The sequence below is a fragment of the Agathobaculum faecis genome, from assembly GCF_014287995.1.
Lineage (GTDB): Bacteria > Bacillota > Clostridia > Oscillospirales > Butyricicoccaceae > Agathobaculum > Agathobaculum ammoniilyticum.
In genome coordinates, this window is record NZ_JACOPL010000003.1 from 33088 (window position 1) to 53466 (window position 20379).

Here is a 20379-nt window from a genome sequence, read left to right on the forward strand (position 1 = left end):
AAAGATATAATAAGACATGCTATACTACCCACAGAAGGAGGGATCGCATGGACATTCGGGTTTTGGAATATTTTCTCGCAGTCGCGCGGGAACAGACCATTTCCGGCGCTGCGATGTCGCTGCACATGACCCAGCCCCCCCTGTCCAAGCAGCTCATGGAATTGGAGCGCGAGTTGGGCAAGCAGCTTTTCCTACGCGGTAAGCGTCGTATCACGCTGACCAAGGAGGGGATGCTGCTGCGCAAGCGCGCCGAGGAAATCGTCTCGCTGGTGGAAAAGACCAAGGCTGAGGTCAGCGCGCCGGACGAGGGCATCAGCGGCGACCTGTACATTGGCGGCGGGGAAACCGAGGGCATGCGGCTGATCGTACAGACTGCCCAGCAGGTCCAGCGCCGGTATCCGGCCATCCGCTTCCATTTTTCCAGCGGGGACGGTTATGATGTGACCGACCGGCTGGACCAGGGGTTAATCGACTTTGGTACGCTCATCGAACCGTTCGACATGGGCAAATACGACTACCTGCGCCTGCCCAGTCCGGATACCTGGGGACTTCTGATGCGCAGGGATCATCCACTGGCGCGGCTGACGCGCATCCGTCCGGAGGACCTGCCCGGCGTCCCGCTCATCGCCTCCCGCCAGTTAGAGGGGGAGGACGGGCTTTCCGGCTGGCTGGGCTACGGCTATGAAAAGCTGCGGGTGGTGGCCACCGGCAATCTGGTCAACACACTTGTCCTGGCTGTGGAGGAGGGCATGGGCTGCCTGTTCACGCTGGACAAGCTGGTGGACCTGTCGGGCAGCCGCAGCCTGTGTTTCCGCCCGCTCGAGCCGCGGCTTGAATCCTGGATGTATCTGGCTTGGAAAAAATACCAGGTGTTCACCCGCGCGGCCGAGGTGTTTGTGCGCGAGCTGAAGCGCGGCCTTTCCACCGCATCGACCTGAGGCGGATTCTCATATTTTTCTGATTGGGGCTTGACGCACCACCCTGGTCGGCTGATATAATAAAGTGTAATGTATACTGTATCCGGAAGCAGGTTCGGTCGTATGCGATCCGGCGGCTGTGGACCGGTGCCAGAAGGCAGGCCGGTCCCATAGCCGCCATTGAATCCCCATCAGAGGAGGCAGACCAATGAAAAAACAACAGTCCCGCCGCGTGCTGGTTCTGGACGGACAGGGCGGAGGCATGGGGGCGCAGCTTATCCGCCTTCTGGCGCCCGTTTTGCCGCAGGACTGCGTGCTGCGCTGTGTCGGCACCAATGTTCTCGCCACAAACGCGATGCTCAAGGCTGGGGCGGCGCAAGGGGCGACCGGTGAAAACGCCGTTATCTACAATGCCGCCCGCGCGGATTTGATCCTCGGCCCGATCGGCATTATCCTGGCAAACGGCATCATGGGCGAGGTTTCGCCCGCCATGGCTTCCGCAGTATCCGGGGCAGAAGCCCCTAAAATCCTGATCCCCTCTTCGACCTGCGGCATTTTTGTCGCGGGGACGGAGGACCGCCGGCTTGACGAATACCTCCAGCGCGCGGCGGAGCTGGCGGTGCGGGAGCTGTCCCCATGAGCCTGTCGTTTGCAAGCATCCTGCAGTTCCATAGAGAGCGCTATCCCGCGATGCAGCCGCAGGATTTCGGCAAGCTGGCGTATCAAAGCGAATTCGGGCCGGAGCATCTGGTCTCGGACCGGACCGCGGTCCAGCAGGCGCTTTTCCGCGAGTGGGAGACGCTTGCCCCGGATGTCTGCGCCCCCGCGCCCGATCCGCTCGGGAACGGCCTGTCACGCTTCCATCTGGATTACCGGTTGGGTACGGCATCGACGGTCCCCCTGTTGGCCGATCTGGTCCTCCGCACGGCCGCCGCGCACCACGGCTCCGCAGACGGGCTGGCGCGGCGGCTGGACGCCCTCTCCCCCCTGCCGATCCCCGGCATGGCGGGCTGGGTGGCAGCCTACCGCGCTCAGGGCTGCCCGCCGCCCCGCCACAGCGAGGCGTTCCGCGCCGCCTACCGGCCGCATTACCGCTTGCTTCGCACCTCCTACGCGGGCTACTTCCCCGCCCTTTTGTCGGTACAGCGGCTGACGCAGAGCGGCAGACCCGCTATCGTTGCGGTCGACGGCCGCTGCGGCAGCGGCAAAACCGGCTTCGCACGGCTCCTGCAGGAGCTGTTCCCCTGCCGCGTGGTACATATGGATGATTTTTACCTCCCGTTTGACCAGCGCCCGCCGGATTGGGCGGAGCAACCGGCTGGGAATATGGATCTCTCGCGGTTCCGCGAGGAGGTCCTGGTTCCGCTCCGCGCCGGCGGCAGCGCCATCTACCGGCCGTATTCCTGCCAGACCGGACAAATGCTCGCGCCGGAAACGCTTGCGCCCGCCCCTCTTACCATTGTGGAGGGGAGCTATTCCCTGCATCCGTCGCTATCCGGCTTTTATGACCTGCGGCTGTTCCTGACCTGCTCGGGCGAAGCCCAGGCCCGCCGTCTGCAGGCGAGGGAGGGCGCGCACTACGCCGCGTTTCAGGAACGCTGGATCCCCTTTGAGGAACGGTATTTCCAGCGGTACCGCGTTGCCTCCGGCAGCGACATGATGCTCGACACGAGCGCGTTCTTCCTTTGACGCACCCCGCCACGAAGGCGGTTTTATCCCCCGCGCTCCGTAAAAAAGCCATGAAGGCCCCGCCCTCAGAAGAGGCGCATATCCAGACTTTTGATAAGGAGTATCCCCGCTATGAAACAAAAAACATCCAAACAGCGCATTTACGACCTGATCCTCGCCGCACTGTGCATGGCCCTCGGCATCGTCCTTCCGTTTTTCACCGGACAGATCCCGCAAATCGGCGGCATGCTGCTGCCCATGCATCTGCCGGTCCTGCTCTGCGGCCTGCTCTGCGGCTGGCAGTACGGCGGCCTGGTAGGCTTTGTCCTTCCGCTGCTGCGGTATGCCATGTTCGGTATGCCGCCAATCTTCCCGACCGGCATCGCCATGGCCTTTGAACTGGCCGCCTACGGCATCATCGCCGGCTACCTGTACAACCACTCCCGCTGGCAGTGCGTCATATCGCTGTACCGCTCTCTGATTGCGGCGATGATCGGCGGGCGTATCGTATGGGGTGTTGTCCGTGTGCTGCTCACCGGCGTGAGCGGCGAGCCGTTTACCTGGCAGCTGTTCCTGTCCGGCGCGTTCCTGACCGCCATCCCCGGCATCATCCTCCAGCTTGTTTTCATCCCCGTACTCATGGTCGCCCTCGACCGCACGGGCATGGTGCGTTTCCGTCGGGAAGATAAAACCGCGGAAACCGTCCAAAGCTGATCCCCCCAATCAAAAAGGGACGTCTTGCAGACGTCCCTTTTTGTATATCCCGAGCTTCTTTTGCGGGCCTGTCACCCGCCCAAAAATGCTGCCAGACGCGGCGCATCGGCCAGGGTGCGCAACACGAAATGCGCGCCCGCCTCACGGAAGCGGCGCGCGGCTTCACGACAGCGCGTCTCCCGTTCCTCCGGTGGAAGCGCGCTAAACTCCTCCTCGCTCAGGCCGAGCGCCGAACTGCCTTCGATTACGCCGGCCGTCCAGACGCCCGCGTTGATGCCCTCCTGCATATCGGACACCGTATCGCCGATCTTGAGTACATTTTTCACTGAGGAGACGCCCAGCCGCCGCATATTCTCAAAGATCATGTACGGATAGGGACGCCCCAGGCCGCCGACGCTGTCCGGACTGAGCCAGAGATCAGGCGCGTAGCCCTGCCGCGCCGCACACGGCGCGACAATCTCCATCATCGCATCTGTGTAGCCGGTCGTCGAGCCGATCCTGACGCCCATATCCCGCAGCGCGGCCGCCGCTTCGCAGACGTGCGGCTTGGGTGCGGTGAACTGCTCCAGAATGGAAAGCAGCCCAGGCTCGAACTGTGCGTAAATCGCTTCCACATCCGCCTCTCCTGCCTTCCGGCCGTACACCTGCCGCCAGGCCCGCGCGATACGTTCCATCCCCAGCATTGTCCGGATATGGTCCTTTTTCAGCAGCCCCATGGGAGTACGCGTCTCCTCCATGGTCGGCTCGACGCCGAACTGACGGAACGCTTCGATAAAGGCCTGTACCGGCGCGAAGCAGCCGTAGTCCACGGTCGTACCCGCCCAGTCAAAAATCACCGCCTGTATCATGCAGTCTCCCCTTTCCTCTCACGCAGAAAATCATAAATAATCGCGGCCAGCTTTTCGATATCCTCCTCGTAAACCTCGCCGATGGTGCCAATACGGAACGTATCCCGCTCGGTCAGCTTGCCGGGATAGATCGCATAACCGCGCGCCTTGATGTACTGGTAGAATTCCGGAAAACGGAACGAAACACCCGCCGGATAGCAAAACGTCGTGATGATCGGCGACTGGTGCTCCGGCCCGATGTAGGTGGCAAAGCCGAGCTGCCGCATGCGCTCGATCAGCAGGCGGTTGTTGGCCGCGTAGCGGCGGTGGCGCGCCGGAATGCCTCCCTCCTCCGCCAGCTCCTCCAGCGCTTTGGAAAACGCCAGCACAACATGTGTCGGCGAGGTGTAGCGCCATTTGCCGTCCCGTTCCATGCCGCGCCACTGGTCGAGCAGGTTGAGCGACAGCGAACGCGCCTTGCCCTCGCTGGCCAGCAGGGCGGCACGCCGGCAGAGGATGAAAGAGAACCCCGGCACGCCCTGGATACACTTGTTCGCGCTTGAAATCAGAAAGTCAACGCCCCAGTCTGCGACCGGAATTTCCACGCCGCCGAACGAGCTCATCGCGTCCACGATGAATGTACGGCCCGCCGCCTTGACCACGGCGCCGACGGCCTGGATATCGTTCAGGATGCCGGTCGTGGTTTCACTGTGTACCATAGCCACATGCGTAATGGACGGGTCCCGCGCCAGTATGTCCGCAATCTTGCGCGCGTCCGGCACCTTGTCGTAAGCCTCCGCATAGTGCGCATATGGGATGCGGTTCCATTCGCAGATCTGAACCTGGCGCTCCCCGTAAGCGCCGTTCGAGCAGATCAGCAGCTTATCCTGCGCGCCGACTACGCTGGACAGCACGCTTTCCACGCCGAACGTGCCACTGCCCTGCATCAGCACCGCCGTATACTCCTGCTCGGATACCTGCGCCAGTTCCAACAGCCGGCGGCGTATTTTCTGGGTCACGGCCTTATAGTCGTCATCCCAGGTGCAGCGGTCCACCAGCATTTCCCGCTTGACCGAGTCCGTGGTCGTCAGCGGCCCCGGGGTAAGAAGCTTATAGGCTTGCGTCATAGTCAATCACTCCTGTCTTACGGCTTGGCCGCTTCGGAAAGCGCCTGATGCGCTGAGAACAGCTCGAAGGTCAGCGGCTGGTCAAAGGTTTTCGGATAAGCGGATTTGTTAGCGGAATCCGCGCCCTCCCCCTCGTAAAGCGGGTTGGGATAGGTCTGCTGCAGCGCAGCGCGGCCGTTCTCAATGATGCACTGCGCCATCTTCATGGCCTCCGGATTGGTCGCGTCACCCTTGTCCAGCACGGCGACCGACTCAGTCAGAGAGAAGTTGCCCTCCGTCGGGTCGACGAAATCAATCGGCAGTCCGTCCGCCTTGTCCGCGACCGCCTGATGGCGCAGGCCGAAGCCGATAGCCACCTCGCCCGCGCGACACAGCTTGAGCGGCGCGGAGCCGGAGGATTCGATATGGTCGCCCGCATTTTCATAGATGCCGTGCAGCACCTCCTGGGCGCCGTCCTCGCCATACGCGGAGACAAGCGCCTGTATCATCAGCCAAGCGGTCGAGGAGGACTGGATATCCGTCACCGCAACCTGTCCCGCGTATTTCGGGTCGGCAAGGTCCTGCAGGCTGGCCGGCTTGTCCAGCCCCGCCTCGGCCAGCACCTCGGTATTGAGGATGATCGCCCCCTCCTGCGAGGTGATCGGCGCGGTGTAGTCCGGCACGGCTTCCAGCGTGTTCACGTCAAATTCCAGCGGCAGGAACATGCCGTTCTGCTCCTGCGCGCTCTGCAGGTAAAAGGTGCTCATGGTCACCAGATCGGCCTCCAGATTCGTTCCCTCGGCAAGCAGCTTGCCACCCAGCTCGGATGTGCCGAACGTCTCAAAAATGTACCTGCCCTCATAGCCGTTGGCGTCCAGCGCGTTGGACATGGCGGTGATTGCCTCGTCGTCTGCGTTGGAGTAGATAATGACCTGCTCATCCGCGGCTTTCGCGCCGCAGCCCGCCAGAACGGACAGGGACAGCGAGCAGGCAAGCCCCAGCGACATCAGTTTTCTCAGTTTTACCATAATCAAATTCCTTTCCGGTCTGTTATCGTAAGCGATAGATACAAAGTTTGTTTGCAGGAGAAACGCCGGCCGCGTCACGCCTTTTTCTTCTGTGAGCTGCGGTTGGCAAGCCAGGAAAACAACGCTTTTGCAATCAGGTTGGTAAACAGGATCAGCAGCGACAGGACGAACACTTCGTTGAACTTATTGACATATTGCAGCTGCTTAATCTCGGTCGTCAGCACCATGGTGCGTGCGCCCGCGATGAAGACCAGCGCGCTGATCGTGACCATGCCGTTGATAAAGTAATAGCTGAACACCTCGATCAGACTGGACAGCGCGTTAGGCGTGACCACGCGCAGAATGGTTTTGATCCAGCTGTCCCCCATGAGCATCGCGGTCGTCTCCCAGCCCGCATTCATTTTGGAAAGCGAGTTCTTCATCATCAGATAGGGCGTGGAAAAATAGTGGACGATGTTGCACAGGACCATCAGCTCCAGCGTGTTCTGCAACGCCGAGCCGGAGAATGAAAACAGGAACGCGATGCCCAGCACCATGCCTGGAATGGTGTTCGTCACAAGCGCGATGCTTTCGACCGCTTTCTTATACCCTCCCGACAGCGAGCTGCGCGCCGTAATCAGCGCGGCGCCGTAAGCCAGCAGCGTCCCGAACAGCGCGGTCAGCAGCGCCATCCAGATGGAACGCGTGTAAATACGGAGCAGGTTGCTGTCGGACAGCACCTCGCGCACATGCTCGAGCGAGAACGCCGTGCGGTACGGCCAGTCCTCCACCAGCGGCACAACAAAAATCACCGCGAACACCGCCAGCACCGCCGCCGCGATCATGACGCCCGACAGCCCCCAGCCCACGTCGCGCACCGTGTTCCTGCGCAGTTCCGCATCCGAAATGCGGCTGTAACGGATATTAAACCGCTCCAACAACTGCAGCAAACAGATGCTGCCAACCGAGGGAAGCAGCATAATCATAGCGACGACCGCGCCGCGGTTAAAATCCGGTATGCCGCCGAGCATCTGGTTATACAGCACGGTAGCCACGACCTCATACCGGCCGCCGACCGACGCCGGTATGCCGAAATCCGTGAAGCTGAGGAAAAACGCCTGGATGAACGCCCCTGCAAGCGTCCCCAGCAGCGGCCGGAGAACGCCGATCCAGAAGGTGGACAGCGCGCCATCCCCCATCACCCTGGAAACCGTCAGCGTCTTTTTGTCAATGTATCCCATCGTATTGTGGATCAGCAGGAACGCGACGGGTACAGTATAGATGACATAACCGGTCATCAGACCGCCGAAGCCGTAGATATTAAACATTTGGAAGCCGAGCAACTGCGTGATCAGTCCCTGCTTGCCAAACGAGTAGATGATGGCAAATCCGTAGGTGATGGTCGGGAGGAACATGGGCAGCGTCGCGGCCGCCTGTAGCAGCCGTTTGCACGGGCGCGGCAAGCGCGTATAGTGAATCGCATACGCGATCACAAACGCCAGCATTACCGCCGCTGCGGCCGCGGCCGCGGAAACAACAAAGCTGTTGCGCAGGGCTGCTCCAAAGCCCTTTTGCGCAAATACCGAGGCGTAGAATTCCACGGTCAGCCCGTTTGCCCCCCAAACGGATTTAAGCAGAAGCTGCAGCGCCGGTATGACAAGGAACACCGCGAACAACACGACGATTCCAAGGAATACGATCCGCAGTTCCCTGTTCTTGCGCATCATACCGAATCACACCGCCTTGCCGCGCGCCGCCCCGCCTCCAAACAGCGCATAGATATTGTTCCGCTTGATCTCAAGCTGGTTCAAAATGAATTTCCGCACAAAATCGTTCTGCGGCCGGCAGATGATCTCCGCTGGCTGCGCATACTGCGAAATACTTCCCTGATCGATAATCAGCACGCGGTCGGAAAGCGTGAGCGCTTCCTCCGGATCGTGTGTGACGATGATGGTTGTCAGGTGGTACTCTTTCGCAATCGTGCGGATACGATCCTTGATCGACTCCTTGATGACTCCGTCCAGCGCAGAGAGCGGTTCGTCAAGCAACAGGATGCGCGGCTTCATCACCATAGTGCGCGCCAGCGCCACACGCTGCTTCTGGCCGCCCGACAACTGATCGATGCGCTTATCCAGGTGCTCGCGCAGGCCGAGCAGGTCGATCAGCTCCTCCACCTCTTCCCGTGCAGAGATCCCCGGCCTGTTTTTCAGACCGTAAATGATATTCTTATAAACATTCAGATTCGGGAACAGCGCGTAATCCTGAAAAACGATGTTAAAGCCCCGTTTTTCCATCACCGTATGCGTCAGATCCTCGCCATTGTAGAGGATCTGCCCCTCGTCTGCGTCCGTGATGCCCAAGATCAGGTTGAGCAGCGTCGTCTTGCCGCAGCCGGACGGTCCCAGGATCGAAACGATCTCCCCGTCCCCTACCTGAATCGAGATATCCCTGAGCACGGGCATCCCATCATAGGACTTTTTGATATGCTTGAGTTCCAGCACAAAAAGGCTCCTTTCCAATCTGCTTTTTGATCTCATTTTCTCGCCTAAGTAATTGTACCGGACCGCCCTGCCAACCGCAACGAAATCCATGTAAAATGAAAGTAAGAATCCGCGCATATTTCCGCCGCCGTTTTATTTTTCCGTTTTCTTTGTATGCATAAAAAGGCAGGGTACGCAAAACCTGCGGTTTTGTGTACCCTGCACGAAACGATTGCTTTTCCCTTTTGCCCGTTAAAACAGCGGCAGATCCCCTGTGATCGGATCGACCTGTTCGGGCAGCGCGGGTTCGAGTGCCAGACAGGTATAGGTCGGCTGCCCATGAAATTCCGTCAATCCGTTATCGCAAATCAGCGCGGACAGCAGGCCGGCCGCTTTTGCCTTTCGGTCGATTGCAAGCAGGTCTTCCTCGGAATCGACATATACGCATACCTTGGCCACGCCTCTTGCAAACCACTCGCTCAGCGGAGTTGCCGCCCCGCCACCCGGCGTCAGCAGGATACCGCCGACTTCCGCGCGCACCTGTCCCATCCGACGCTCCTTTTCCAGCGCTGCGAGCACAGCGGTCACGCACGCATGGCCAGCCTGTGCAGCGATTTTCCCCTTTCGCATTTTCAAGTCGCGCCGCATGACAACCATCTGCTTTGGTTTGTCCATCACGTTATTCCTCCGTTTTCAGGTTTACTTGAATCTTATCACCCTAGCCCGCTTTTGTCAGCTTTATGACCTAAAACCCTTTAGCGCTTTAACCCGCACCATACTTATAACTCTTCCAACTGCTATTGATAGTGTAATCCACCGATAAAGAGACATATATAGGCACGAAACCAGTTTTAAAACCAGAACGCAGCAACAAATTCACACAGTCCATCCGCCGCCTACAGCCTGAATGACAATGGGATTACTACGAAAGCCTGTACGCGAAAGTAGAGTGGATTTGATTCCGTTCAAAATGCTTTCTTCCAAATCATCTTTCACCTGACGTTTCCTCATCACTAATTTTGATGTTTGGGATTGTTTCTCATCAATTGTATCCGCTCCATCTATGCTTATAATACATTGAAAACGGGGTATGTCCGAAAATTTTCTTAGTGCGGATCCAACGTTTTTATAAGCACTTAAAACAACTGGAAAATCATAGATTTTTAAGATATTATAATATAATTATATCACAACAACCAAATCCTGTCACTCGTTTTTACTTTCAAGTGTAATTATGGTGCTTTGAAAGCTTTGTTACCTTACACTCCCTCAAGGATATAGTATAGCAAAAGACCGCCGACAAAAGTCGACGGCTTTTTCAGCGAGCCGAGTGGTGCGACTAAACCCACGAGCCTCGCGCTCCCAAACCGCGCGTTCTATCAACTGAACTACACCCAGATATTCAGTTTTTTGCATAATACCATGCGGAGAAAGAAGAAGCAAGTTTTTCGTGTCTGTGGGCGACGCTGTGGTCAAACCCGATTTTGCGAGCGTTTTTCAACCGTAGGATTTCCACCACAAGCTACTGTCCCAAGGACTTCCGGAATTTCTCTTTTGAGGGGAATGGATAGGTCGTCTATCTTCCCAAATAAGTACTGAAAAGTTTTTTGTATTATTTCCGCTTGTTTTTTTGCTGTCTCCACTCCATCTCATTTGCCTTCTATCACTCTTTGAAAGTGCTGGCACAGAAGATGAGTACACAATAGCCACGGAATATATACGGTAGCCGTCCCATAGCTGGCCGGTATTGAGGGCATTCTCGCTTAACAGCAGAACGCTCTCTTTCGTGTCGGTTGCGGCGGCCTCGGTGTCCAGCACCCGCCATTTCAAACCGCCGTAATAAACATAGTCCTAGCCGTTCTGGCCGTCGTCTGCCTTTTGGTGAACCGGGTAGTTCTGGAGGTTCCCCACCCCGGACAGGGCTACTCTGCCTGTTGCAGGTGCGGCGATAGCTGCCGTGGGCAACAGTCCAAGCACCATCACGATGGTGAGCAGCAACGCCCAGGGCCGTCTAAATCGTTATTTCATCGCTTCTGTTCTCCTTTTAGTATGACCCCGTATTGACGGGGTTGCTCAATGCGGCCATCAGCCGCGCTCTGGCCTCCTGCGTGGTAGACGCAGGAGAGGCCTGTGTCAGATAATCCAGCGCGTCGTTCCAGTCGTGGAGGCTGGCTGCGTCTGCTGGAATATTCTCCAGCGCACGCATCAGTCGCGCCCTCTGCCAGCCGGTGGCACGGGGCAGGTCGGAGAGGTATGCGCAGCCCGCCTTATATGCCAGAAAATCCAGCAGGGGCAGGGCAAGGGCATGGCCCATCAACCACTCACCTCCCTCGCACGAAAAATCACTCTGGCCGGACGGAGCTCCGGCTGTGCTGAAATCTGCCGTATGAAGTATGTCGACCACCTCCGTCTGTTTCCCTGCCAGTGACAAACTTCATAGTCTGTCTATCAAAAGGGCGGTGCCAGTTAGCAAAGGTTCCGCCGTATGGCATGAAAAACACCTCATGCGGCACATGGGGCGGTAAATCAGGCGCACAAAATAAGGCCAATCAAAAAAGAGGCTTGATTGGCTTGATTTTCCATGCCCCAAACCAGCGAATCTCTTGCGCTCCCGTGATTTCCATGCTAAAATGTCCCTGTGAATATGTACTCTGCCGGTTGGGTTTCTGCTAATCTAGGACAAACTATGAAGTTTGTCCTATCCTACCAAACCCAGCCGCTCTAACTGCTTTACATGCTCCGTTCCGGTGGAGATCAGGTAGATGCGGGTCGTCTCCATGCTGGAATGACCCAGCACGTCAGCGAGCTTGGCAACGTCCCTGCAAACTTTATAAAATGTCCGGGCGAACAGGTGCCGCAGATTGTGGGGGAACACTTTGGACGGGGCTACCCCAGCCGCTTTACACAAGGCCTTCATCTCTGCCCAAATCTGCTTTCGGGACATGGGCTTTCCGTTTCTGGTGAGGAAGAGCTCGCCGGAGGCGGTTTTGTTTTTTCGGGCGAATTTGAGCAGCTTTTTCCGTAGCTTACCGGGGATGAGAATAGTGCGCACCTTCCCCTTGAGGGCGATCTCCGCCCGCCCTTTCTGCACGGCCTCCACAGTGAGATAGCGCACCTCGCTCACACGGATGCCGGTGGCGCAGATGGCCTCCATGAGCAGGGCCAGCCGCTCCCTGCCTTGAGCGTGGGCAGTAGTCAGCAGGCGGTCGTACTCCGCGCGGGTCAGTTCCCTGCTGTCATCCCGAAACAAGCGACGCTGAAGCCGCAGGGTCTTGACCTGGCAATCCTGCCAGTCCATAAAAGCAAAGAAACGGTTTAGACTACCCAGCATGGCGTTGATGGTAGCAGGGGCGTAGCCTGCCGTCACCAGATACGCTTTCCATCCAGCCGCCACCTCTTTCGTCACCTCTCCTCTGCCCAGCCACGCCGCAAAGGTGCGGACGTGACGAAGGTAGTTCTCTATGGTGCCGGGGCTGCGCTCCTCCTCGTACAGGTTTTGAGAGAACGCTTCGATCTGCTGACTAGTGATACTCATGAGCAAAACCCTCCTGTGAAAAAGATGTCCTTATTTTACCGTAGGGTAGCTTTGCTATGCACTGCGGAATCACCTAGAACATCAATATCGGAACGGTTAAAAATTTGCGCCGCATAAACAATGAAAGACCAGGCTGATTTCAGCCTGGTCTACTTTTACTTTCTTGTGAATAGTCCTGCCCGCCGCCTGTATAGATGGAAAGGCAAAACATTGAGGTATCGTTCTCCTAGGGCTGTGTCCTGTGGAATTGGCGGTGTAAGGTTTCCTGCGGCAGTGTGAAAAACACAAACCCGCCAGTGCTGGCCCAGCATCCAGGCCATTGGCAACGCGGTTGGGATGAGTGAGAATACTGCGCGCAAATACTTCTGGCAACGGAAGGGGGGCCTGCCCCTCCCGACAGCTTGGGGCCGCTGTTCCCACTGCTTGGACGACAAATCTTCGGTCACTCGAACGATTTTCGAAGAACGAAAGATAGGCAGGAGAAAGCCCTGATGCCTTTGTGCGCCTATGCGGTCACCTCCACCCGCAATGCGGGCGGTTTCCGGGGACGGGGCTGACGCTTTTTCGGAACGCCCAAACTGCGATTGACGCTGTTTCCAGAAAAACAGGCGAATATCCCCGCTGTTGAGGGATACTCGCTGACGCTACGACAGAGTTTGGAGGAATTTGACAATGGATGAAAATAGACATAGACACACTGTTTGGATGGACGATAATGTATGGGTTCATGTGGAGTCCCACTACCAGAGGGACAACTGTACGACCAAAAACGAATTTATTGAAAAAGCCGTTCGGTTCTACTCTGGCTATCTGGACGCGGAATCTGCCGCTGCTTACCTGCTTCGTGCCCTATCCGATGTGCTGGAGGGCAAGCTGGGCGCCCTGGGCAAACGGATGGGACGCCTGCTAGCGGTGGAGCAGAGTCTCATGGAGAATGTCCTGGCCGCCGGCATAGACACTGGATCTGGATCAGCTGAGAAAAACCCGGGTCCGATGCGCCAAAGAAGTAAAAGAAATCAACTTCGAAGACGCGCTTCTTTTCCAGAGAGGGGGCTGAGTGATGCTGGCACTGCTCCAGAAGTCGGGCTACATCAGACCCTGAAACGGCAGCGACTACTTGGAATATATGGCGGAGCGCCCCCGCTCTCACGGACTGTTTTCCGCTGACGGTCCTGCCGATCTGGAAAAACCATGGAGGAGATCAACAGGCATACCGGGCTGGTGTGGACCTTCGTCAACTCCCTGAAACGGGAGGACGCCCACCGGCTGTGCTATGAGAACAGCGAGAGCTGGCGCCGGTTATTGCTAGCCCATCAGACGGAACTGGCCCAAGCAATGAAAATCTTGCCCAGCAACTTCCGATGGTATGCCGCCTTCCACGACAAGAAGCACCACCCTCACATCCACATGATGGTCTGGTCGGCGGATCCCCAGCAGGGTTTTCTAACGGAAAAAGGTATCGAGAAGATGCGCTCCCAGCTGTCCAATGAGATCTTCCGTGACGAGCTTCCTCTCTGCATCAGCAGAAAGATCTGTTCTACAGCCAAGTGCGGGACGCGGCAATGGAGGCCATGGGACGGCTCATCTGGAGGATGGAGACAGGCCTGTATCACAACCCTGCCATCGCAGAGCGGATGGATACGCTGGCTGGGATGCTGGCGGACCACAAGGTCAAAAAGGTCTATGGCTACCTGAAAAAGCCAATAAAGGCCCAGGTGAATGCCATCGTGGATGAGCTGGCCAAGGTCCCTATGGTGGCAGAGTACTATGAACAGTGGAATCAGTCTCGGGACGAGGCAGAGCAGGTGTAGGTGCTGGCGGGACGGGCGAGGCATCCTCCCCGATGACCAGCAGGCGGAGCTGTGGTTCCGGCGGGCGGCTGACGCGGGATATAACTTCGCCCAGTACGCATTGGGGAAGCTTCTGCAAAGCCAAAAGAGAACGGAGGAAGCGGTATCCTGGTATGAAAAAACGGCGGCTCAGGACAACGCCTGCGCCGCCTACCGTCTGGGAAAACTGTATCTGGAAGGAAAAGATGTTCCGAAGGACGTACCAAAAGCGGTGGCCTATCTCACTGAGTCCGCATGACCTTGGGAGAGTGGCTGAACCGGTGGATGGAGGACTACGGTGCGGCCACTCTGCGGCCCAACACCTTACGCAGCTACGATCAGTTCATCCGGTGCCATATCAAGCCCTATCTGGGGGATAAGATCGTGTCTTGGGTAGCCCGCATGGACATTCTGAAATTGTATCGAAAGCTGAAACACGAGGGCCGTGTCCTCGAGTACTCGGAATACGGGCACGAGCTGTCAGACACCATGGTACTCCGCATCCACGCCATGGCTCCACCGGTGCCTGAAGGACGCGGAGGCAGCCCATGTGATCGCCCGGGGCCGCGGTGCCCAAGGCCAGCTATAAACCCAAGCAGATCCTCACAAAGGAGCAGGTGGACACCTTCCTGGCGACGGTGGACCGCAACGAGATCTGGCAGGACTTCGACGAGAAGGCCGGACACTGAAGGTCCTTCGGTCGGTGAACGTCCCCAAGGCTGGGGAGTTGGAGATCGGCGAAACAAAGACCAGCCAGGGGCGGCGGACCATCCACCTGCCGCCCAGCACGTCCAGCGGCTACGGGAACGGAAGAAACATGCCATCAGCCAGTGGAGCTTCCCAAAACCTCTGGCTCCGGAGAAGCCAGTGCGCCCAAGCGCCGCCTACTACTGGATGAAGCGGATCTTAAAAGCGGCGGGACTGCCTGCGATTCGATTCCACGATTTGCGGCACACTTTTGCCACCCACGCCCTCACCAGCAGCGTGGACGCCAAGACCCTGTCCGGCATCCTGGGCCACACCAACGCCAGTTTCACCCTGGACACCTACACCCATGTGACGTCGGACATGCAGCAGGAGGCCAGCCACATCATAGGCGGCTTCCTGGAAAATCTCCTGAGGAAAGGCCTGAAACCGCGGCAGAAAAACAGGCCGGAAGGAGGTGCACGCCATGGCTAAACGGCGAAAAAAGGGCGAGAGTTCCGTCCACCAGCGCAAGGACGGCCGCTGGGAGGGCCGGGTGGTCGTCGGTTACGTCGAGAAAGGCCTGCCCAAAACGAAGAATGTCTTGGCTAAGACCAAACGGGAGTGCCGGGAGAAACTGAGGCAGCTCTGGGAGACGGCGACCGCCCCCAGGACAGAAAAGGTCCGGCCGGAGACGCCCTTCGGGGAGTGGCTGGACTTCTGGTATCAGAACTACGTCAAGCCCCAGATCCGCCCCACCACCCAGGTGAACTACAAAACGAAGATCTATCAGCACATCCTCCCTGAGCTGGGGAAGATCCCTCTGAACCAGCTGCCCCAGAAGGACCTCCAGCAGTTCTATACCTGGATGAAAACGGCTGGGCGGCTCATCCGCACGGAACAGTTCGGCAAGGTGCTCTCCGACTCCATGGCGCGCGGCCTCCACGCCGTCTGCCGGTCCGCGCTGGAGAAAGCGGTGCAGGAGGAACTCCGGCGCTTCTTCATCCAGGCTCAGGCGGAGGGCTATTACGAGCTGTTTCTCCTGGATCTGTGTACCGGCCTGGCGGAGGGGCGAACTGCTGGCCCTCCAGTGGGACGACCTGGACTTCAAAACCAGAACCCTGACCGTAAACAAGCAGATTTACGGGGTGAAGGGACAGCTCCATGGGAGCGTCCCGAAGACCCGCGCCTCCATCCGTAGACTGGGTCCTGCCGCCCTGCGTGGTGGGGATACTGCGGCACTACCGAGAAACGGTGGACTCCCGGTGGATGTTCCCCTCCCCTGTCAAAGAGGACGTGCCCATGACACTGGGGGGCGGTGCGCCGGCGACTCCAGATCATTCCGGAGCGGGCAGGGTGCAAAAGAATCAGATTTCACGATTTACGCCAACCATATGTCAAGCTTACTACAAAAAATATATTCTGCAAAAGCAGAAATCCCAAACCGTCAAATGTGATGGCATGGGATTCCTGTTTTTCAACTTCTGGATTGTCGAAAGCAACTTAGTATTTTACACAGATCTCAACGGCTTCATTTTGTGCATCTAGATGACTCTGATAGGGTGGTGTATTCAAGATAGAATAGTTCAGTGGTAGGGACAATGATTACAACATAGGAAAATTGAAGCCCTTCACTAGACGCCTTTGATAGCATCCTGTTCTCGTATTTTCAGGAAATTTCCATATACAGCTAGAACATAACTAGATTTCTTTCAATATACCATAACCTTTTGACCAGAATCCACCTGTATTGTATTTATTTCGTCGACTATCTCCATGAGGGGCCGCTCTATATGCTATTTGTGATATCAACTCAATTAACCATTACAAAACACCATAAATTCGGTAAATGTCTTCAATACTGATCTCTCTGCCCAGTATTGAACATATCTCTTGCGCTCTTGAAAAAAACAATTTTGCGATTAACTTTCTAACATCCTCCTTTTTTCCATAATGAATTTGATTATGACAGTTGCTGCATAGCGAAAAAATGTTTTGCTCTCGGTCTAAATTCACTCCAAAATAGTCGGTAAAAGATATTGGGATCAAGTGGTGCGGCTCCATATACAACACATGCCCATTTCTGCGTAGAAATGATACATGGGATGGATTTGCTTCACACAAATGGTTTGCCCTGCTAAGTGCCCGTTTAGCTACAGCTGAATCACGCGGATAGATAATGCGGCTTCCTGAAATACGCGAAGTACGTTTTCTCTCGGGTTCGTTTGAAAAAGCATCTGGGACAGATACAGAGTCCATATCTTCCACAGCTATCCGCGCAATATATTGTGCTTCTTCATCCTTTTCATCAAGAGCTATACCATCTATGGACAGAGGAGCAGAAAAGAGCTTTTGATAGAATGCCAGTGTAAACAAACGGTTCTCCTCCGGCGGTATATTTTGGGCTTGCTCTATTAGTTTGCTCAGGTACTCCTTTCCTCTCTCTGTAATGATCCAATTCCCATCTCCACCAGCCTTCATATATCCATCAGCGACTAAATGTTGCCGCTCGTATGAAAAATTATTCCGCCATTTTGACTCAGATGGACGTGTTGTACCCAGTACATCATTTGTATCATTTTTATGCCAATAGCTATTGTCGTTAATATGCTGTAATACCAGATGACGCTTTCCGCCGCCACCTATTTCATTCATGGCATAGAGTAGAACCAATTTCATTTGTTCCGATTGCGTCATCATTCGTCACGCCCTTTCTGAAAAAGTAAAATGGGATATGTAATAAACTTATCAATAAAAGCCCAGATAAAATGATTTATTAATTCGCCTAATTCCATATCCTGGTGTTCTTGATTAAAACGAATTACAGAAGACAGCGTTTCCCCGATTGCATGTTGCCACGTCATGCTTCGATAATATAAACGTATCATCGAAAGCTGATGAATGTTGATATTCGCACGAGTTGTATAAACAAAAGAACACCGTTCAATTTCTTGCTGATATATCTTACTGCGAAAGTATGTCGCTATATATCGAGGATCGACCCAGTCGTCTTTTATTGGCCGCAAGCGTTTCAGGTATGCTCCATACACCGCAGCCTGGTCTTTCAACGCTACACTACAGCATGCCAACTCATCTATAGTCTCGCTTGTTCGATTCAGCAGCACATCACCGCGTTTGATATAATATTTGGGAGCATCACCATCCGTCAACTCAACGCAGGCAGGAAGATTTTCCGGTAGGAATATGTGGTGAATCACGGTTTTACGTCTACCATAGGCGTACCCCGCCCAAAGGCTTCTTTCTTTGCGCATACACCTCCAAAAATGTTATATAGCTCGGATAAATACACTTCGTTCCAATCTTTAGGAACGCTTTTTGTCTTTCATTTTTTAATACTTTCACAGAGCTGAGATGTCGGAATTCGGTTGCACAATATATCTACCGACGTGTTGAAATCTTCAGATATCTGCTCAAACGAAGGTAACAAGAGTTCTTTCGGAAGTGTGTACAGATTAGGGCTCAGAACATAGCGTTTTTGAGCAATCTCCGCTATAGATGCTACGGCATACCATTGTGTTGTTTCAAGTTGCTTATCATTCCGATATTGACACAGAAGCGCAGAAATTTTTTTGCCATCCTGCTGTCCAAGAATGTCTAGCTGTCTTGCGTCAACAAAAAGTACCGTATCGTGTGCGGAAGATTTGTTTATAACCCACGCGCAGCAGGGAATCTTCGTTCCATAAAAAAGCCCGTCGGAAGCGCAAGAATTGCTTCAATCCATCCATCAAGAAGAATTTGCTTACGAATCTCGCTTTCTGCAAGATTCTGAGTTGTTAACGTTCCATTCGGTAAAAGTGTAACTGCACGTCCATTGGGGGACAAGTGACTGATGATGTATTGGAGCCACGCAAAATTAGCGTTTTTTTCGTGGTGGATACCCATATTGCCAATGTACATTCCTGTTCGCAGTGTCATTTCCGCACCAATCGGAAGAATTAAACGGCGGATTTGTAAGAATGTCTATTATAAATATTGATCTGCGTGCATATCCTCTATGAGTGTATTGGCAGGACATTTTCCCAAATCCGCAGAAAGACCGTGCAACATAAGGTTCATTTGGCAGATGGAAAAGGATTCCTGATCGAGTGTTTGCCCATACAACAATAGTTTTTTGCTGGGATGAGAAAGGGCTATGCCACACAGCATTGCACCGCTCCCGCAACAAGGATCGTATACTTTCCCGCCATGTCCAATTCCCAGTAGCTCTGCCATCAACTGAACAACTTGTTTAGGTGTATAAAAATCGCCAGCGTTGGGCGAACCGGTCCGTACTTCCCTTGCCAGATTATGCTCAAAAATAGCGGATAAGGTATCGTTATCTGTTGATATATTAGAAAGCAAATGTACAATATCTTTCAGTGGGTACTCGTCCACTGCAACAGTACATAAGCGTTCAGCCAGGTTTGCGGTGAATAACAGATGGGGTTTTATTTGGCCAATAGCATATTTATTGCAGAAAAATATTTCCATCAGCCTTACTCGCCTCTTGCACTATCATGCTCCACATCGTTTCTCCATTGTTGCATTTTATCGCTTTGCTCCAACACTGCTCCTCATCTGGTGTTGCACATATATGTTTGATTAACAATAGACGTTCAATACATCCGGATTTGTACTGGATACAAGTCTTAACATATCTACAGTTAGCAGTTGTCCATCATTCATAGACATCCTCCGTTTATTTTCTATACGCAATCTAAAATTCTATTCTTCTCAGCTAAGACATTAACGGATGAATTCCTTATTTGTTCTATGTTTAAACTCAATCCTAATTGAATTCCATTTATATATTCTATATGGCCCTGTACTGATATAGGACCAAATTGCAGGTCTTTGGTTTGATAAGCCTGACAGGTATCGAGCGGCGTTTCCATATGATGCGATTGTCCAGTGAAAAGTACGAGCCAAAGTCTTTGCTACTGCATCTGGATTTACTTCTACAAACTCATTGAGAACACTACTATATTTCGGCTTTTCAAAAATTCCTCTAAGAACGCGCCGTAATATTCCTGCCTGTACAAGGCGGTTCAAACTTTGTCGTACAGTTGCCGAATCAGCAATATCTGCGAAGTCGGAAATAGCAAAGATGGTTCCGTCTTCTGCAGACAGAATTCGTGCACGTTTCTGTTTCATATATCCACTATCCAAAGAACCACCTCCTGCAAGATGTCACGAATATTATACATAATTCGTGACATCTTTTCAACGTCTGTAAACCGTTAAAGCACATATTTTTATACCAATACGTAAACATGGAAATTTATTAGAGGAAAGAACAGCGCTACCTAATAATTGCCCATTTAGAATTCAATCGCCCATTTGAGAGTAATGCTTTTGTTTGGACATATGATAATCTCATCAATACAGTCCATAATTTCGCTGAGAGCAATTTCTTTGTGACTTGCTTTCAATAATTTGCGAAACAATTGATACAGTCTTTCGTAATCCGTCTTGCTTGTAATCGTATCATCTCTAATTGCTTTTTTTCATTCGCTGCATCTTGAGCTGCTCGAAATTCCTCTTTGCTGATTTCTCCGTCAACAAACCTCTCATAATGACGAATGGCATTCCTAAAAGCCTCTTGATATTGC

18 protein-coding genes and 4 pseudogenes are annotated in these 20379 nt (G+C 54.4%); 10 read left to right on the forward strand and 12 right to left on the reverse strand.

Annotation, left to right across the window (positions count from 1 at the left end; translation table 11 throughout):
- Positions 1-47 precede the first annotated feature (47 nt).
- The 4 genes from H8S45_RS03610 to H8S45_RS03625 all read left to right on the forward strand — a co-directional run bounded on the left by H8S45_RS03610 (position 48) and on the right by H8S45_RS03625 (position 3299).
- Entirely contained in the window at positions 48-938 is an 891-nt protein-coding gene (locus H8S45_RS03610; protein WP_054326895.1) for a LysR family transcriptional regulator, read from the forward strand.
- A gap of 187 nt (positions 939-1125) precedes the next feature.
- Positions 1126-1557 carry a DUF3842 family protein gene (locus H8S45_RS03615; protein WP_054326894.1) on the forward strand — a complete coding sequence of 144 codons (432 nt, stop codon included), beginning with the start codon at positions 1126-1128 and terminating at the stop codon, positions 1555-1557.
- A complete protein-coding gene (locus H8S45_RS03620; RefSeq protein ID WP_174887848.1) occupies positions 1554-2606 on the forward strand; it encodes a uridine kinase family protein in 1053 nt (350 codons plus the stop codon). The genes H8S45_RS03615 and H8S45_RS03620 overlap by 4 nt, the downstream gene beginning before the upstream one ends.
- Positions 2607-2717: 111 nt before the next feature.
- The gene (locus H8S45_RS03625; protein WP_054326893.1) at positions 2718-3299 is read left to right on the forward strand and encodes an ECF transporter S component; all 582 of its coding nucleotides are present in this window, start codon (positions 2718-2720) and stop codon (positions 3297-3299) included.
- Between the two features lie 71 nt (positions 3300-3370).
- On the opposite strand, the gene phnX is transcribed toward H8S45_RS03625, so the two are convergent.
- From phnX to H8S45_RS03665, 8 genes are all read right to left on the reverse strand, one after another.
- Positions 3371-4147, reverse strand: coding sequence for a phosphonoacetaldehyde hydrolase (phnX, locus tag H8S45_RS03630; RefSeq protein WP_186949581.1), 777 nt, complete (start codon positions 4145-4147; stop codon positions 3371-3373).
- Positions 4144-5253 (reverse strand): 2-aminoethylphosphonate--pyruvate transaminase, encoded by a 1110-nt coding sequence (gene phnW, locus H8S45_RS03635; protein ID WP_054326891.1) that lies wholly within the window; start codon positions 5251-5253, stop codon positions 4144-4146. Before phnW ends, phnX begins: the two co-directional genes overlap by 4 nt.
- A gap of 17 nt (positions 5254-5270) precedes the next feature.
- A complete protein-coding gene (locus H8S45_RS03640) occupies positions 5271-6260 on the reverse strand; it encodes an ABC transporter substrate-binding protein (RefSeq protein ID WP_186949583.1) in 990 nt (329 codons plus the stop codon).
- Positions 6261-6334: 74 nt separating this feature from the next.
- A complete protein-coding gene (locus H8S45_RS03645; protein WP_242977811.1) occupies positions 6335-7966 on the reverse strand; it encodes an ABC transporter permease subunit in 1632 nt (543 codons plus the stop codon).
- 6 nt (positions 7967-7972) lie between these two features.
- Entirely contained in the window at positions 7973-8740 is a 768-nt protein-coding gene (locus H8S45_RS03650; RefSeq protein WP_054326890.1) for an ABC transporter ATP-binding protein, read from the reverse strand.
- Positions 8741-8971: 231 nt separating this feature from the next.
- On the reverse strand, positions 8972-9394 hold the full coding sequence (gene pth2, locus H8S45_RS03655; protein WP_186949585.1) for an aminoacyl-tRNA hydrolase: 423 nt from the start codon (positions 9392-9394) through the stop codon (positions 8972-8974).
- A 1369-nt stretch (positions 9395-10763) separates the two neighbouring features.
- Complete coding sequence (locus tag H8S45_RS03660) at positions 10764-11033, reverse strand: hypothetical protein (RefSeq protein WP_054326887.1); 270 nt, start codon at positions 11031-11033, stop codon at positions 10764-10766.
- A 384-nt stretch (positions 11034-11417) separates the two neighbouring features.
- Positions 11418-12254 (reverse strand): tyrosine-type recombinase/integrase, encoded by an 837-nt coding sequence (locus H8S45_RS03665; protein WP_147574513.1) that lies wholly within the window; start codon positions 12252-12254, stop codon positions 11418-11420.
- A gap of 672 nt (positions 12255-12926) precedes the next feature.
- On the opposite strand from H8S45_RS03665, the gene H8S45_RS03670 reads away from it, so the two are divergent.
- The 6 genes and pseudogenes from H8S45_RS03670 to H8S45_RS03685 all read left to right on the forward strand — a co-directional run.
- Positions 12927-13421: a hypothetical protein gene (locus H8S45_RS03670; RefSeq protein ID WP_243182367.1), complete on the forward strand. Its 495-nt coding sequence runs from the start codon at positions 12927-12929 to the stop codon at positions 13419-13421.
- Between the two features lie 24 nt (positions 13422-13445).
- Positions 13446-13718, forward strand: a pseudogene (gene mobL / locus H8S45_RS16535) (relaxase MobL); the annotation flags it as partial.
- Between the two features lie 107 nt (positions 13719-13825).
- A complete protein-coding gene (locus H8S45_RS16540) occupies positions 13826-14065 on the forward strand; it encodes a relaxase MobL (RefSeq protein WP_054326886.1) in 240 nt (79 codons plus the stop codon).
- A complete protein-coding gene (locus tag H8S45_RS16155; RefSeq protein WP_243182368.1) occupies positions 14022-14342 on the forward strand; it encodes a tetratricopeptide repeat protein in 321 nt (106 codons plus the stop codon). Before H8S45_RS16540 ends, H8S45_RS16155 begins: the two co-directional genes overlap by 44 nt.
- A pseudogene (locus H8S45_RS16845) lies at positions 14336-15262 on the forward strand (tyrosine-type recombinase/integrase); the annotation flags it as partial. The gene H8S45_RS16155 and the pseudogene H8S45_RS16845, both read left to right, overlap by 7 nt.
- A pseudogene (locus tag H8S45_RS03685) lies at positions 15255-16184 on the forward strand (site-specific integrase); the annotation flags it as partial. The pseudogenes H8S45_RS16845 and H8S45_RS03685, both read left to right, overlap by 8 nt.
- Before the next feature lie 407 nt (positions 16185-16591).
- Here H8S45_RS03685 and H8S45_RS03690 read toward each other — a convergent pair.
- The 4 genes and pseudogenes from H8S45_RS03690 to H8S45_RS03715 all read right to left on the reverse strand — a co-directional run bounded on the left by H8S45_RS03690 (position 16592) and on the right by H8S45_RS03715 (position 19936).
- Complete coding sequence (locus H8S45_RS03690; RefSeq protein WP_054326885.1) at positions 16592-17467, reverse strand: winged helix-turn-helix domain-containing protein; 876 nt, start codon at positions 17465-17467, stop codon at positions 16592-16594.
- The gene (locus H8S45_RS03695; protein WP_054326884.1) at positions 17464-18039 is read right to left on the reverse strand and encodes a restriction endonuclease subunit S; all 576 of its coding nucleotides are present in this window, start codon (positions 18037-18039) and stop codon (positions 17464-17466) included. The genes H8S45_RS03690 and H8S45_RS03695 overlap by 4 nt, the downstream gene beginning before the upstream one ends.
- A 71-nt stretch (positions 18040-18110) precedes the next feature.
- Positions 18111-19258: pseudogene (locus tag H8S45_RS16850) on the reverse strand (HsdM family class I SAM-dependent methyltransferase).
- Positions 19259-19513: 255 nt separating this feature from the next.
- On the reverse strand, positions 19514-19936 hold the full coding sequence (locus H8S45_RS03715; RefSeq protein ID WP_243182370.1) for a DUF6088 family protein: 423 nt from the start codon (positions 19934-19936) through the stop codon (positions 19514-19516).
- Positions 19937-20379: the final 443 nt, after the last annotated feature.